Annotated in this window: 12 protein-coding genes; 7 read left to right on the top strand and 5 right to left on the bottom strand. The window is 38.1% G+C overall.

The window, feature by feature from the left end; translation table 11 throughout:
* Nucleotides 1-104 precede the first annotated feature (104 nt).
* The 4 genes from AC0L3W_RS10195 (at nucleotide 105) to AC0L3W_RS10180 (ending at nucleotide 5,544) form a co-directional block, all read left to right on the top strand.
* Complete coding sequence (locus AC0L3W_RS10195) at nucleotides 105-2,810, top strand: sensor domain-containing protein (RefSeq protein WP_409438968.1); 2,706 nt, start codon at nucleotides 105-107, stop codon at nucleotides 2,808-2,810.
* A gap of 189 nt (nucleotides 2,811-2,999) precedes the next feature.
* Complete coding sequence (gene cls, locus AC0L3W_RS10190; RefSeq protein WP_409438969.1) at nucleotides 3,000-4,457, top strand: cardiolipin synthase; 1,458 nt, start codon at nucleotides 3,000-3,002, stop codon at nucleotides 4,455-4,457.
* A 445-nt stretch (nucleotides 4,458-4,902) separates the two neighbouring features.
* A complete protein-coding gene (locus tag AC0L3W_RS10185; protein ID WP_290041195.1) occupies nucleotides 4,903-5,343 on the top strand; it encodes a hypothetical protein in 441 nt (146 codons plus the stop codon).
* A gap of 15 nt (nucleotides 5,344-5,358) precedes the next feature.
* The gene (locus tag AC0L3W_RS10180) at nucleotides 5,359-5,544 is read left to right on the top strand and encodes a DUF1289 domain-containing protein (RefSeq protein ID WP_409438970.1); all 186 of its coding nucleotides are present in this window, start codon (nucleotides 5,359-5,361) and stop codon (nucleotides 5,542-5,544) included.
* A 258-nt stretch (nucleotides 5,545-5,802) separates the two neighbouring features.
* On the opposite strand, the gene AC0L3W_RS10175 is transcribed toward AC0L3W_RS10180, so the two are convergent.
* Nucleotides 5,803-6,258: a MerR family transcriptional regulator gene (locus AC0L3W_RS10175; RefSeq protein WP_290041191.1), complete on the bottom strand. Its 456-nt coding sequence runs from the start codon at nucleotides 6,256-6,258 to the stop codon at nucleotides 5,803-5,805.
* Between the two features lie 253 nt (nucleotides 6,259-6,511).
* Between AC0L3W_RS10175 and AC0L3W_RS10170 the strand changes: the two genes are divergently transcribed.
* Nucleotides 6,512-6,763 (top strand): hypothetical protein, encoded by a 252-nt coding sequence (locus AC0L3W_RS10170; RefSeq protein ID WP_290041189.1) that lies wholly within the window; start codon nucleotides 6,512-6,514, stop codon nucleotides 6,761-6,763.
* Between the two features lie 93 nt (nucleotides 6,764-6,856).
* On the opposite strand, the gene adhE is transcribed toward AC0L3W_RS10170, so the two are convergent.
* A complete protein-coding gene (adhE, locus tag AC0L3W_RS10165) occupies nucleotides 6,857-9,541 on the bottom strand; it encodes a bifunctional acetaldehyde-CoA/alcohol dehydrogenase (RefSeq protein WP_290041187.1) in 2,685 nt (894 codons plus the stop codon).
* A gap of 351 nt (nucleotides 9,542-9,892) precedes the next feature.
* Between adhE and AC0L3W_RS10160 the strand changes: the two genes are divergently transcribed.
* Nucleotides 9,893-11,014, top strand: a complete 1,122-nt coding sequence (locus tag AC0L3W_RS10160; protein ID WP_290041185.1) for an AI-2E family transporter — start codon at nucleotides 9,893-9,895, stop codon at nucleotides 11,012-11,014.
* A 1-nt stretch (nucleotide 11,015) separates the two neighbouring features.
* A complete protein-coding gene (locus AC0L3W_RS10155) occupies nucleotides 11,016-11,945 on the top strand; it encodes a class I SAM-dependent methyltransferase (protein ID WP_290041183.1) in 930 nt (309 codons plus the stop codon).
* A gap of 114 nt (nucleotides 11,946-12,059) precedes the next feature.
* Here AC0L3W_RS10155 and AC0L3W_RS10150 read toward each other — a convergent pair whose 3' ends face one another.
* The 3 genes from AC0L3W_RS10150 to AC0L3W_RS10140 form a co-directional block, all read right to left on the bottom strand.
* Nucleotides 12,060-12,662, bottom strand: coding sequence for a hypothetical protein (locus AC0L3W_RS10150; protein WP_409438971.1), 603 nt, complete (start codon nucleotides 12,660-12,662; stop codon nucleotides 12,060-12,062).
* Between the two features lie 270 nt (nucleotides 12,663-12,932).
* A complete protein-coding gene (gene pta / locus AC0L3W_RS10145) occupies nucleotides 12,933-15,098 on the bottom strand; it encodes a phosphate acetyltransferase (protein ID WP_290041179.1) in 2,166 nt (721 codons plus the stop codon).
* Between the two features lie 62 nt (nucleotides 15,099-15,160).
* Nucleotides 15,161-16,360: an acetate kinase gene (locus AC0L3W_RS10140; protein WP_290041178.1), complete on the bottom strand. Its 1,200-nt coding sequence runs from the start codon at nucleotides 16,358-16,360 to the stop codon at nucleotides 15,161-15,163.
* Nucleotides 16,361-16,599: the final 239 nt, after the last annotated feature.

The following is a 16,599-nucleotide window of genomic DNA, read 5'->3' as shown; positions in this document are numbered from 1 at the left end:
GTGTTCTAATGAACGACTGTTATTATATTAATGGTATTAACTCAAAGTATTTGTAGTAGTGCAGTTTGTTAATGTTATTGTTTTCGTCATGGAGGGCAGTTCGGTTGTCTAGTCAAGTCAGTAAGGTTTTATACATAGGTAATAATGTACAGTTAGTTAAAGCCTTATTACCCATCAATGCAGCGTTTGGTGCAGCAAATCTTACCCACTGTCATTGTGTTAATGGTCTTGAGGAAATGTTGCAAGAGCAAGATTTTGATTACTTCATTTGTGAAGTTCCTATCTCAGGGGTATTAAAAGAACGTATAAAACAGCTCTATCCTGTATTAGAGTGTATCTATTTATCAAGCCAAGAAGAGGACAATGCAACGTCCGCATGCTTTACTGACGCTAAAGCAAAAGATTGTATTTCAGATGAAATTAAATCAACACTTAACTGCATAAGTATTCCTATCTACTATAAAAGTAATGATGGTTTTATCATTGCGTGTAATTCCTATTTCTCAAATATTTTTGGTTATTCACCTGATGTATTGGTTGGTAAAGAGCTATCTACACTTTTACCTGATGGTACTGCTGCGCAATTAATTAAGTCTGACACTGCTGATGTCAAATCAAATCAACCTTTAATGCTGGAATGCAATATAGAAGAATGTTGTGGCGAAAAGCGTGAATTTTTATTACGTGAAGAAGTCGATGTGGGCTGTAATATGCGCGTCGGTATGCTCTTTGATATTTCAGAAATGAATGCAGTTAAAGCGACTATTGAGAAAGAACGCTTGATGCTACGCGCAACGGCAGACTTATCAGAAGATCTTATTTTCTTTAAAGATCTAGATAGCCGTTTTATTGGTTGTAATAAACAGTTTGAAAAATTTGTTGGCTGCTCTGAAGCTGAGATCATTGGAAAAGCTGATGATGAACTATTTGAAATAAATCAGGCAAGAATGTGCCAGGCTCAAGATGCACAAGTCATGAGTAACAATGAGACTTATGCAAACAATGAGTACTTAACCTATAACAATGGGGAAAAGCACTTTATCTTCATGCAAAAAGTGCCACTTCGCGATAAACATGGTGAAGTTCAAGGGCTCTTTGCAATTGGTCGAGATATTACCGAACAAAGCATTATCGAAAAACAATTAAGATTGGCCAACGTGGTGTTTGAAAATAGCAGAGATGGTATTTTAGTTACCGATAATACAGGGGTAGTGATCACTGCTAATGACGCTTGCTTCAGCGTTTCTGGTTATTCTAAAGAAGAGTTAATTGACGTTAATATTACCTCTTTTGCAGACGGTTTTGACTCTTGTACATTATTTGATGATATCGAAGTTGGCATTAAAAAAGAGGGTAAGTGGCAAGGTAATGTCCGTTTCTATACTAAGATGGGTTACCTAGGCTATTTCTGGTTAGAGGTTAATGAAGTCAAACACGGCAGTGACAACATGAATAATCGTGTTTTTGTATTCACCGATTTAACCCAAAATAAAGATTACGAAGCGAAGATTCAATACCTGTCTAAACATGACTCATTGACTGGGCTAAATAACCGTATAGCACTGTTCACTCACCTAGAAAAAGCGATAGCACGTGCTAATCACAAACAAACGGCTATTGGTGTGTTACATATTGAAATTAAAGGTATTAAAGCTGTTAATGAACGTTATGGCCATAATAAAGGTGATGTTATCTTTAGAGGCATAGCTAAACGCCTCAAAGAGCTTGCATCTGATAAAGATATTATAGCGCGTATCAGTGATGACCAGTTTGCACTAGTGATTGAAGAGTTAGAAAACGAGCAGGTAGTGGCATTAATTGCACGACAAATTACCCAACAGTTTTCTGGAACGGTGACCATGGAAGGTATTGCGGTAAACTTGACAACCTCTATCGGGATTAGTATTTGTCCCGATGATGGTTCAGATGTGGACAGTATTTTATCGAATGCGGAAAATGCAATGTACCGTAGTAAGAATGATAAAAGCAGTGCTTACCACTTTTACACAAACGAATTAACTATTAACTCGACTAACCAACTTGCATTAGAAAATGAGTTAAAAGTGGCATTAAATGAAAATCAATTTGATGTTTATTATCAACCACAATTTGATTTGAATAAGCGCCAAATTGTGGCAGTGGAATGTGTCTTGAGATGGCATCATCCTGAGCACGGAACTTTGCTGCCGGAGCGTTTCTTAATGCTTGCTGAGCAGTCTGGTTTGATGGTTGAATTAAGCATGAAAATGTTTACTAAAGCGGTTGAACAAGCTGTGAAGTGGCATCATGCTGGTATTAATTTTGGGCGCATTGCATTCAATATATCAAAAGCGGAATTATCGCAGCTTTCATTAATAGCATCGATTCAAAAAATATTTTTGGATACTGGGGCTAAGGCGAATTGGTTTGAGTTTGAAATTGATGAAGCCCTATTTAGTAATGATCTTTATACAGTGCAAGAAAATTTACTAAACCTGAGTCGCTTGGGTATCTCTTTTACTGTTGACGGTTTTGGTGCTGAACGTTCAGTGTTGTATTGTATCGATAAACTGAATATTGATAAGTTCAAAATATCTAAACACTTTATTCAAGGCGTGCCTGGTTATCTAGCCGGTGAGGCAATGTTGAAATCAGTGTTTGTATTAGCTAACTCCTTAGGTATTGATGTGGTTGGTGATACGATCGACAATGATCCAAGAGAACAGCTGATTAATGATCATCAGTTTATTGCTGATAAAAACCAGCCAACCAAAGAAGCGATGAGCGCTTCAGAAGCGACTTTTTACTTAAGATGCCATAAGCGAAAGTAGCCAAACCCCATAGCCCACAATAGGATAGCTAAAAATAACTATCCTATTGTGACATTTTTGATACCATCCGCGTTATTAATCATATTCTCTAATTAACCACCGCAGTCAGTATGGCAACGATCAGGCTGGGTGTGTTGCTCTCTTTTTCTTTTGACTGATAGGACTGTAATGGCAAACCTAGGCATAAATATGAGCTGGCTAGAAAGCGAGGTATACCTTGTATTTTCAGCGACTCTGTATTTTAGTTTTTTAACACTTATCTCCTTACGTGTGATCATTAAGCGCAAGCCGATTGGTGTTTCACTTGCCTGGTTATTTTTAATCTTTGCCGTGCCATTAGTTGGCATGATCGGCTACTTAATCTTTGGAGAATTAAACCTAGGTGCGAAACGCAGTAAACGTCGAAAATTGCTCTCTGGTGCTTTTTTAAAGTGGATAGAAGAGCAAGCCAATACCTACAAACAAGATAAAGAACTCATCAGCGAAAATGCGCGTTCAATGCAATCTTTTGTTGAGTCCTACACCAATATGCCAATGGTAAAGGGTAATAAACATACCTTATTAACCACTACTGACAATATACTATTAGAGCTAACCAAAGAGATTCGAGAAGCTAAAAAGCATTGTTATTTAATGTTTTATATTTGTAATCAAGGTGGGTTAGTTGACCAATTATTAGAAGAGTTAAAAGCCGCTGCACAACGTGGTGTCACCTGTAAGTTACTCTTAGATTCAGTGGGAAGTAGTGATTTTTTTAAATCCATCCTACCTGCACAATTACGTAAAGCTGGGGTTGAAGTCGTGGAAGGCCTACCTGTAGGTGCATTCCGACTATTATTCCAACGACAAGATTTGCGCCTACACCGAAAGCTTGTCTGTATTGATGATCATATTGCCTACACTGGCAGCATGAATTTGGTTGATCCCGCTTATTTTAAAGTAGAAAAGGGGATTGGTGAATGGATCGATTTAATGGTGCGTTGTGAAGGACCAATCGTACAACATATGGAAGGCTTATTTATTTGGGATTGGAGTTTAGAGACTGCACAACACCTTGATCTACCGCCTGCAAATCGTTCCTTATTCTCGTTAGTTGGTGATGAAAATTCACAGCTGATTCCATCGGGGCCCGAGTTTGGTAAAGTAGGTATTCATCAAGTATTATTAACGGCTATTTACGAAGCTAAATACAGCTTAGTATTAACCTCCCCTTACTTTGTTCCAGACGAAAGTCTGTTAACCGCATTACAGGTCGCATCCATGCGTGGTGTTGATGTAAAAATTATTTTACCCGCTAAGAATGACTCCTTGATGGTTAAGTACGCATCACGCGCTTTCTTTGAGGACCTATTGAAAGCAGGCGTAGAGATTCATCAGTTTTACGGTGGTTTATTACATAGCAAAAGTATTGTTATTGATGAGAAGTTAGCGCTGGTGGGCACGGTGAATTTAGATTTACGTAGTTTCTGGTTAAACTTTGAAATGACTATGTTAATTGATAATCCGAAATTTGCTGGCGATCTACTTACTGCTCAGATGCATTATACATTAGCCTCTAATCAGTTAACTTTAGAGAAGTGGCGCAAGCGACCTTTCTTTAAACGTATTTTAGAAGGTGTGTTGTACCTGTTTAGCCCGCTGTTGTAGCTTAGTTTTTTGGAATCGGTATTCACTTAATAGATCACATAACACCTTTTGACCTTGGGGCGCTGGCTTTAGCCTGCTTGTTTTTTGATTTTTGTCGTGTGAGCTTACTTAATACAGCACAAAGCACCTTTTGACCTTGGGTGCTAGCTTTAGTCTTCTTGTTTTGACTTTTGTTATGTGAACTTACCTAATATAGTGCGCAGAATCTTTTGATTTTGGGACGCTGGCTTTAGCCTGTTTTTTGTCTTAGCGGAAGGGCTCTATTATTCCTCTCTGCTCTCGGTTTGATTTATCAAAACAGATATCCCATTTAATGAACACCTTGTTATCTCTCTTTTGTTAATTGATAATCTTTTATTGGCTTGAATTTAGATTGGCAATTTGTGGGCTGTTTTTAAAGGCATGTTTGTGCAAATTTACACAATAATGGATGAGAATAAATTTAATGAAAGATGTAAAAGGTGTATTTCGTAACCTTGAAAAAATGCTTCAGAAAGCGAGTTGGTTCGATGACGGTTGGGAGATTTATAATCGTGGTAATTATATGCAGCTCTCCAAACATAATTGGTTTAATCAAAACCAAGGTGGTATTCACTTTGAAACCTTTATAGAAGGGCCTCAGATTAAACAAAAGTCCTTTCCTATTTGTATGCACGTTGAAGAAGATTGTCCTTCCCAGGCTGAATTTATTCGTCAATTTATGGCGTTAGAAGAGAAGCGAATTAAAAGCTGGAATGGGTATAAAAATCTCGATAGTAGCTATGGTATTTGTCAGCGAACACTGCCGCTTAATTTTAAAAACCTAGAGCAACGTTTATTTGAAGAGTTTAATCGTCTTCGAGTTTTAGAAGAAAGTATTGATCAAGTGTTACTTGAACTTCAATAAAGTGAGATAGCAGAGATGAAGAAAAGAAAAAGCCCTTGTATTGATCAGTGTGATTTTTCAGGTAGTAAAGGGTGGTGTTTGGGATGTGGCAGAACAAAAACTGAGTGCCAAAAGTGGAAATCCATGACGCCATATAACATTACCAACCTTCAAAAAGAGCTTAAAAAGAGAATGCTAAAAATTAAGGTTGAAATAAGCTAAACAGTGCTGAAAGCTAAAAAATGATACCTCGTATGAGGTTGAGGTTGTTTATTAAAAAACTGCCTACCTGATCTCAGTAAAGAGCGACTGTTAATAGATAGGCAGTTTACATATTCAGGTGCTAAAGGGATTAACAACAATCCGAATTAATACAGCAATCGCCACAAGCACAGTTTTCTGCGCATTTACAACTATCTGTATTACAACAACAGTCTGGTGTTTTTTTGTCTTCACAACATTTACATACTTCACTCATGTTTATTCTCCAGTTAGGTTAGGGGCTGGCTCAGTACTACAGCACTGCCAATGATTTTCAAAACAATCTAATAAATGACAATCAGTCTCTATGTTCTTGTCAGTACCACAAGAGTTTGAAAATACTTCTAAAGCTTTGATAGTTGTCTGTAATTCAGAAATCTGTGTTTTAATTTCTTCAATTTTAGTTAATGATTTATGCTTCACCACTGATCGTGATTGACTACAACAATGATCGAAAATGAGAAAATCCTTAATTTCATCTAAGGAAAAACCAACTCCTTGAAGCTTTTTCACTAAGCGAATCACTCGAATATCTTCATTAGAATAATGACGAAACCCATTGTTTTTTGGTGGTTGCTTAATAATGGCTTTGCGTTGGTAATAGCGAATTGTTTCTACGCCAACATTTGCTGCTTTAGCCAGTACGCCAATGGTAATCGGTTTGTTCTCATTCATCGATAGCTCCTATCCTATACTCTGTACCTAGGTACAGAGTCAAGCAGGTATTTACACAAAAAGCAAAATAGTTTGTATTTTTCCTTTTTATTTAAGTGTTAGTTTTTAATAGAGCCGAGATAGATTAGTGACTTTTGTTACAAAATAATTCTTTTAAATGAAAAAGACTTGTCTTTTAAGCTTGTGTTGCTAATTTAAATGACTGCTTTGTCTCTTAACGAGGCGTGATTTGGATAACTAAGAGGTATTGCTAATGAAGTTATTTACTATTTCATTTGTTTTTTCAGTGATGACTTTATTTATGTTAGTTTTTTTAGATGCTGGTTTATCAAATTTATATTGCACCTGGCCACTCTACTTTATTGAAAAGACTGGGATATTGGGTAATGACATTGTTACTTTTTATAATGACTGGTATACCGTTTCAATGAGTTTTTCTCTACTTGTACAAAGTGCCATTATCTATTTTTTGACATCAAAGCTAGCCCCTGAAAAAGTAACTTAGTTTTATTATTAGTCTGGTCATTTTAGAGTGATGGTTTAGTAATAAAAAAGCCTGCATATAGCAGGCTTGATAAGGTTGTTTGAAGGGAGTTGATTAGCTAACTAATTCTTTCACTTTTTTAGCTGCTACTTTTTTCTCTTCTTTTACTTCTGCTTTTACTTCAACTTCAGGTGCGTCTACAACATCTGCGTAAGCTTTACCGTAGTAAGAAGCGATTAATACTTCTTTTAGCTCTGCGATTAATGGGTAACGTGGGTTTGCACCTGTACATTGGTCATCAAATGCATGCTCTGCTAGCTCATCTACTTTAGCCATAAACTCAGCTTCGTTTACACCTGCCGCTTGGATTGATAAAGGAATGTCCAATGCAACTTTTAACTCTTCTAACCAGTTTAGTAGAGCATTTAGTTTATCTTCAGTGTTACCTTCAATGAAGCCCAAGTGTGCAGCTACTTCTGCATAACGAGCACGTGCTTTAGGGCGATCGTACTGTGAGAATGCAGTTTGTTTAGTTGGGTTATTGGTTGCGTTGTAACGAATTGTATTCGAGATTAATAACGCATTCGCTAAACCGTGTGGAATGTGGAACTCAGCACCTAGTTTGTGCGCCATTGAGTGACAAACACCTAGGAATGCATTGGCAAATGACATACCTGCGATTGTTGCTGCGTTATGTACTTTCTCACGTGCAATTGGGTCTTTCTTGCCGTTTTTGTAAGAGCTTGGTAAGTACTCTTTTAACATTTTAAGTGCTTGTAAAGCATGACCGTCAGAGTATTCATTTGCTAGTACTGACACGTAAGCTTCCATTGCGTGAGTTACTGCGTCGTAACCACCGAATGCACATAAAGATTTAGGCATATCCATGACTAGGTTAGCGTCAACAATCGCCATGTTTGGTGTTAGCTCGTAATCTGCTAATGGGTATTTTTGACCAGTTTTTTCATCGGTAACAACCGCAAATGGTGTGACTTCAGAACCTGTACCAGATGTAGTTGTGATACATACTAACTCGGCTTTTGACCCCATTTTAGGGAATTTGTAGATACGTTTACGGATATCCATAAAGCGCATTGATAAATCTTCAAAGTCAGTTTCTGGGTGCTCGTACATTACCCACATGATTTTAGCTGCATCCATTGGAGAACCACCGCCAACGGCTAAAATTACATCTGGTTGGTAGCTTAAACATGCTGCTGCACCCGCTTTAACAACCGCTAATGTTGGATCCGCTTCGACTTCATGAAATACTTCAACTTCCATACCTTTTTCTTTTAAGATGCTACGTAAGTCGTCGATGTAACCGTTATTGAATAGGAAGCGGTCAGTCACGATTAGCGCACGTTTTTTGCCTTCAAGGTCAGTCATTGCAACTGGTAAACAGCCGCGGCGGAAGTAGATTGATTTTGGTAGTTTATGCCACAACATATTTTCAGCTCTCTTCGCAACAATTTTCTTATTGATAAGGTGTTTTGGACCTACGTTTTCAGAAATGGCATTACCACCCCATGAACCACAACCTAGTGTTAAAGAAGGCGCTAATTCAAAGTTGTAAAGGTCACCAATACCACCATGAGAAGAAGGTGTGTTTACTAAGATACGTGCTGTTTTCATTTTATCGCCAAAGTAAGCGATACGATCTGCGTTGGCATCTTGGTCAGTATAAAGTACTGATGTATGACCAACACCACCTATGTCTAATACGATACCTGCTTGACGCACTGCATCTTCAAAGTCTTTTGCTTTAAATAGACCTAATGTAGGAGATAGTTTTTCGTGTGCAAACTCATCATCCCAAGATGCTTCTAAGCCTTCACCGATTAGGATTTTAGTTGATGTTGGTACTTTAACGCCGGCTAATGCTGCAATTTTGTATGCTGGTTGACCTACGATTTTAGCGTTTAGTGCACCATCGATGATTAATACTTTGCGCACTTTCTCTGCATCTGCTTTGTTTAATACTGCTGCACCGTATTTTGCAAAACGTGCTTTCACTTCGTCGTAGATTGATTCAACTACAATCGCTGCTTGCTCAGAAGCACAGATAACACCGTTATCGAATGTTTTAGACATTAAGATTGAAGAAACAGCACGTTTGATATCAGCAGTTTCATCGATTACAACTGGCGTATTACCTGCGCCTACACCGATAGCTGGTTTACCTGAAGAGTAAGCTGCTTTAACCATACCAGGACCACCTGTTGCTAAAATCAGGTTGATATCGTCATGCTTCATTAATGCGTTTGAAAGTTCAACTGATGGTACGTCAATCCAACCAATAATGTCTTTTGGAGCACCTGCTTTTATTGCTGCGTCTAATACTACTTTTGCTGCATAGTTTGTTGCATTTTTTGCACGAGGATGTGGAGAGAAGATACAACCATTACGAGTTTTAAGGCAAATTAATGCTTTAAAGATGGCTGTAGAGGTCGGGTTCGTAGTTGGTACAATTGCACACACGATACCAACAGGCTCTGCGATCGTGATAGTGCCGCCTTCTTCGTTGCGGTCAATCACTCCACAGGTTAATTCATCTTTGTATTTGTTGTAAATGAATTCAGAAGCGAAGTGGTTTTTGATCACTTTATCTTCCATAATACCCATGCCTGATTCAGTCGCTGCCATTTTAGCAAGTTCGATACGTGCTGTAGATGCGGCTAATGAAGCGGCGCGGAAAATTTTGTCAACTTGCTCCTGTGAGTAGCTAGCAAATTCTTTTTGTGCTGCTTTCACTCGAGCAACCATTGCATTTAGTTCAGTGACATTGCTTACAGTCATATATTTCTCCAAAGTTTAATAAATTTAAAATCTTTAAAAGTGCTTTATTAAGGTGACTTGGTAAAAACAGACTTAGTAAATAACTTTCAATTTGATTATAGGAAGAATGGGGATTCTCATATTGATCAGGATCACTTTAATGTGCGGATTGTTATTATTTTTAAAGAGATTTAGGTCACTTATTACTAAAAGTGTTTTTTAATCGGAAAAATGCCTCTAAAACAGGCTTATTAGTAATATAATATGTTTATATTTCAGGTGGTTAAATTCTTAGTTATTATTGTTAGTCTATCCATTATACTTAGCGCTAATAACCTTATTTACAACCAAATCTATTAAGGAAAGTGCAATATGGTTAATACTTCTACAGCAGCTCGCACCGCGCTGTATTGTTCTGCTTTGGTTATCTCTTTAGCTGGGATAAAAGTGGCTGCTCCGATTGTTGTTCCTTTTTTATTGTCTTTATTTGTGGCAATTATTTGTAACCCTGCGATTAATTATCTGGAGTCTAAAAAACTACCAAGAGGATTGGCGATTACATTAGTTATTGCCACCATTTTCTCTCTTTTCATCGTCTTAGGAGGTGTAATTGGTGCTGCTGTAAATGACTTTAGAAAAGCTATTCCCACTTATGAAGCACAGCTCACTGAGCAGGTAAATTGGCTTGTCGAGTGGTTAGCTGGACATGATATTGCTTTGTCTATGGATGAGGTTGGGAGCTATTTTGATCCAAGTAAAGTGATGAACTTAGTAACCTCTACTTTAAGTGGTTTCAGTAGTGTACTGGGTAATATCTTTCTGCTGCTATTAACCGTGGTATTTATGTTAGCGGAAGGCAAGGTATTTACTAAAAAGCTGCATATGGCCTTTAATGATTCCGCGGAAACAGATAAAAAGCTAGACCATTTTTTAAAAATGGTTAACCAATATATGGCAATTAAAACGCTAGTCAGTTTGGCAACAGGTTTGATCATTGGCTGCGTGTTATGGGCAATTGGTGTGCAGTTTTATGTGTTGTGGGCTTTGCTAGCATTCCTTCTTAATTATATTCCTAATATTGGTTCAATCATCTCAGCTGTACCTGCGGTGATATTAACATTTTTACAACTTGGAGCGGGTTATGCTTCGGTTGTAGTCGGGTTGTTTGTGAGTGTGAATATGATCATGGGGAATTTGGTTGAACCCCGCTTTATGGGGCGTAGTTTAGGCTTATCAACTTTAGTGGTATTTCTATCATTAATATTCTGGGGCTGGTTATTGGGTATGGTTGGCATGCTTTTATCTGTACCATTAACCATGATTTTAAAGATTGCCTTAGAGAGCAGTGAAGATGGGCGTTGGGTTGCTATTTTATTAAGCTCTGATGAAGAGGTTGAAGTGCTAGAAAATATCGATCAAGACAAAATAGATGCTGAATCACAAAATACAGTGTCAGAGAGTTTAGTTAACGTTACTAATAAAGAAGAAAAATAATATGTTTACAGCATTGCTAGAAAAAATGCATTTCCCTGAAATAAAAGCAGGGCAAGAGAAAGAGATGGCGCGTTTATTTCACGGCCGAGGGTTTAATTACCCTGAGTACCAACATTTCAATATTGATTGGTTATCACCAGTTGCTCTGATTATTCTTTATAAAGAAGAAAGTGACCAATGGTTGGCTAATTTAAGTGAATGTCTATTAGCAGAGTTAAACAACAGAGGTTTTACTGTAGAAAGTATCCAAGTGCAGTTTCGTTGTCGTGAACTTGCGCCTACCTTTGTTTTATACGGTGAAGAGTTCACGGATTATACTGCCGATGAAAATGGTTTATCTTACAAAATCAGCCTAGGAAAAAACCAAAACTACGGTATTTTTTTGGATATGAAAAATGGTCGAACTTGGTTAAAAGAACATAGTGAAGGTAAACGAGTACTTAACTTATTCTCTTATACCTGTGCTTTTTCTGCTGCTGCCATTGCAGGTGGCGCAGAGCAAGTCGTTAATTTAGATATGAGTAAAGCGGCATTGGCGGTAGGGCGTGATAACCATCGTTTAAATGGCCATGATTTAGATAAAGTAAAATACTTGGGACATGACTTATTCAAGTCTTGGGGCAAGGTTAAGCGTTTAGGACCTTACGATATTATTGTCGCTGATCCGCCTTCTTTGCAGAAGGGGAGTGTTAATATTAAGCGTGATTACCCTAAAATTATGCGCCGTTTACCTGAATTGTTAAAGGATGGCGGACAGGCATTATTATGCCTAAATAGCCCTGATTTGGATTTCCAATTTATTACCGATTCACTTGCTGAGCATTGCCCTCAAGCTAAAGTTATCGATATCATAAAACCACCGAGTGAATTTATTAATATTGAACCCGATAAAGGCTTAAAATGCGTGCTAGTGACATTACAGCCTGTGTAGTAGATATATTTTAAGTTGTATTTAAAAGGAGCGCATATCGCTTCTTTTTTATAGCTTATTTATTTTTTTATAGCTTATTTATTTTGTTATCAATGAACTTACAAGTACAGCGAGTTATTTAATACTGACAGTGTTAATCGCTTGATTGAATGCATTCTCCAGGTTTTTGTAAGTATCAACTTTAGCTGTTGCGGTAAACATTAAGAAGACGTTTTCAGACAGGGAAATATGATATTGCATAGAGACAGTGCCTTCTAAGCCTCCATCAAATTTAGCATACAGAGCATTTCTACCTATCACTTCAGTTTGTTTACACTCATAGAGTGTAATGTCGCGTTGAAAGAGACTGCTTAGCTCTGATTTTGCACTGGCACAGACTTCAGCAAGCTCATTGGCATTATTAGGTACACTCCCTACTTGCTTCATGACATTAATGTTATCGGTAAAGCTACTTACAGCATCCTCTGTATTATTGGGAATAAAATAAAGAGCCATATTGCCAGATTGGATAACTGGTATAACCTGCTCTAACAATGCTGGTGGAATGCCTTCTATTTGATCGAAATTAAAAAGATCAGGATTCGCTTTTATTTCTGGCCCTGTTAGTGGCGACCAACTATCAGGAATTTGCATGGTGTAACCTAAATCGCTAGTAGCTTGCTTAGCTTGTGCAAACAAGCTGATGATCATTAGGCTGGTACATAAAAAATATTTCATTGTATCTCTCCGTGACATAATACCAATTCCATTAACTTGCTGATTTATTTTACTGGTTAAAATCACTCACTTCTGTGTGGTAAGTATTATAAAGAGGACAAACTGATTAGTTATTCCCTCCTGTAAAGTTATTTAAGATGACTGTTTAGATAATCGTTTAGATAATCGTTTAGATAATCGTTTAGATAATCGTTTAGATAATAAAAAGCCCCGTTTAACTTTAGTAGTTAAACGGGGCTTTAATGTTGTGGTTAGCTTGTTAAGTAAAGATTAACCTTCGATTAACGCCGCTTTTTCACTAGCTTGTGTTGCTTGAATTGCTGTAAGTGCAATGGTGTAAACAATATCGTCTACTAATGCTCCACGAGACAAGTCATTAACAGGTTTGCGCATACCTTGTAGCATTGGACCAATACTGATTAAGTTAGCACTACGTTGTACCGCTTTGTACGTTGTATTACCTGTGTTCAAGTCAGGGAAGATAAATACGGTTGCTTGACCAGCTACTTTAGAGTCTGGCGCTTTGCTCTTCGCTACATTTTCCATCACAGCTGCATCGTATTGTAGAGGGCCGTCGATTAATAAGTCTGGACGACGCTCTTGTGCAATCTTAGTTGCTTCACGTACTTTCTCAACATCTGAACCTGCACCTGAGTTACCTGTAGAGTAACTGATCATCGCTACTTTAGGATCAATACCAAAGGCAATCGCTGAGTCAGCTGATTGAATAGCGATATCAGCTAATTGGTCAGCTGTTGGGTCTGGGTTGATTGCACAGTCACCGTATACCAATACTTGATCAGGCAATAGCATGAAGAAGATTGAAGATACTAAACTCGCACCTGGAGCTGTTTTGATTAGCTGTAAAGCAGGGCGGATTGTGTTTGCTGTAGTATGAACTGCACCAGATACTAGACCTGCTACTTCATTTTCCGCTAACATCATAGTACCTAGTACTACTGTGTCTTGCAGTTGTTCACGTGCTACAACTTCTGTTAAACCTTTGCCTTTACGTAATGCAACCATAGGCGCTACATATTGCTCAATCACATCAACAGGATTTACGATTTCAACTTCATCTGTCACAACAATACCTTGTTGTGTTGCGATGCGGTGGATCTCTTCTGGGTTACCTAGTAATACAGGTTTAGCGATACCACGTTGCGCACAGATAACTGCTGCTTGGATAGTACGTGGCTCTTCACCTTCAGGTAACACGATGCGTTGGTTTGCTTTACGTGCTAACTCTGTTAAATGGTAACGGAATGCTGGTGGTGATAAACGACGTGATAATGAAGAATCTTCAGTTAACGTGTTTAACCAGTGTTTATCAATGTGGCTTGCGATGTACTCTTGTACTTTTTCAATACGCTCTAGATCGTCAACTGGAATTTCCATGTTGAAGTTCTGTAAACGTTGAGCTGTTTGCCATGTGTTACTTTTAATCAATAGAATAGGTAAACCCGCATCCATTGCACTTTGACACAGTTTAATTACTTCTTCTTCAGGTGTGTAATCACCCGTCAATAATAAACAACCGATCTTCATGCCATTCATTACTGCTAAACAAGCTGCAATAATTACATCACTACGGTCGCCAGAAGTCACTAGCATTGAGCCTGCTTTAAAGTGCTCAACCATGTTTGGAATAGAGCGTGCGCAGAAAGTAACAGAGTGTAAACGACGGTTTTCTAAATCGCCTGCATTTAAGATTTTTGCTTCTAAGTGAACGGCTAAATCTTTAACACGAGGGGCAATTAGTTCAGCACTCCATGGAATGCAACCTAAGATTGGCAATGGGCTTTTGCTAAACATTTGTAACACTTCAAGATTGTTATTAATGCTTGCTTCAGGAATGTCGAACATCTCTGTGATATCCATACCTGTTTTATCATTTTCATCAATTGGCGCGCCCACTTTATTAATGATGCAACCGGCAATACGCTCATTGTCTTTACCACCAAATGAAGAAACTGCAATTTCCATGCGCTCTTTCAATTGTTGAGAGGTATCGTTACTTGGATGAGTAACAAATACCATCTCTGCACCTAGTGCTTTAGCAATACTGTAGTTAACACTATTGGCAAACTGGTGTTTATCAGTAGGTACTAAACCCTCAACGATAATTACATCGCTGTCTTTAGTGCCTTCACGGAAACGCTCAACAATATTTTCAAGCAATTCTGAAGTGCGACCTGAAGAAATAAGGTTTTCAGCGTATTTCATTGCAAAAGGTTCAGGAGGTAGGATGTTGCATGAGTTACGTAGAGTCGTTGTTGAACGTTCTGTACCGTGGTCACCTTGACGAGGTTGAGCAATTGGTTTGAAGAAGTTAACTGCAACGCCTTGACGCTCCATTGCGCGAACCATACCAAGACTAACTGAAGTAACACCAACACCAGCCCCGATTGGGATAAGCATTATTGTACGTGCCATGAGCTTTCCTTTTATAAGATCAAAAAAAGGGAGTATAGACTCCCTTTAAAAATTAGTGGTAATTATGCTGATACTAATGCAGCAGAATCTTGTGCGATAACCCATTCTTCATTAGTTGGGATAACCATTGCGATAGGTGAATCTTCAGCAGTGATGACACCTTGAGTACCGAATAATGCAATTTTGTTTTTCTCTGCATCGACTTTGTAACCAAAGATAGTCAGTAGGTCTAATACTTTTTCACGAATGATGTCAGAGTTCTCACCGATACCACCAGTGAATACGATTGCATCGATACGGCCTAGTGGTACAGCGTAAGAAGCAATGTATTTAGCTAGACGGTAGCAGAACATTTCGATAGCTAGTGTTGCACCTTCATGACCTTCTTTGTAGTTATCTTCGATATCACGACAGTCACTAGATAGGCCAGAAATACCTAATAGACCACTTTGTTTTTGTAACATATCCATTACACCTTTCAGGCTGTAACCTTTACGTTCAACTAGGTGCTCAATGATACTTGGGTCAATATCACCACAACGTGTTCCCATTACTAGACCAGCAAGTGGAGTCATCCCCATGCTTGTATCAACTGATTTACCGTTTTTAATAGCCGCAACTGATGCGCCATTACCTAAGTGAGCAGAGATAATGTTAGTTTCAGATACTGGTTTGTTTAATACTTTAGCTGCTTCGCCAGTCACGAATAAGTGGCTAGTACCGTGCATGCCGTAACGACGAATATGAGATTCTTTGTATAGGTTGTAAGGTAAAGCGTATAGGAATGCTTTAGCTGGCATTGATTGATGGAAAGCAGTATCAAATACAGCAACTTGTTGTAAAGAAGGGAAAGCTTCTTGTGCTGCTTTAATACCTAAGATATGAGCTGGGTTGTGTAGAGGTGCAAGTGATGCACACTCTTCAATACCTTCTAATACTGCGTCATCGATAATCACAGATTGAGTGAACTTTTCACCACCGTGAACGATACGATGCCCAACAGCAATAAATTGCTCTGCTAGACCTTCAACTTTGTTGACTACTTCTTCAACGATGAAGCTAATCGCTGCAGAGTGAGCACTGTTCTCAGGAAGTTTAGCTGACTCCTTCTTACCATCAAATTTCCATTTGATGCGTGCATCAGGAAGGTTAAAACATTCTGCTAAGCCACTGATGATTTCATCACCATTGTTTGCATTAATAACAGCAAATTTAAGCGAAGAACTACCACAGTTAAGTACAAGGACTAATTTATTGCTCATGAAAAAATTCCATTCAGTAAAGAATTAACAAAAAATATCAAACCAAAGCCTGATATTAAGCTAGTATATAATGATTAGGTACAACTTAATTAGTACTCAGCATTCGTTGACCTTGCTCACATTAAGTTATATTGGTAATTTTACCCGTATGTAATAAAATTACAAATAACAATTTGCTAAAAACTATTCCAAATCAATTAAAATTTGAATATTTTTTGTTCAATTAAGCGGAATGTTAT

The organism is Psychromonas sp. KJ10-5 (assembly GCF_055808325.1).
Note: the sequence above shows the minus strand (reverse complement) of the source record. Positions and strands in the feature narration are given on the sequence as shown.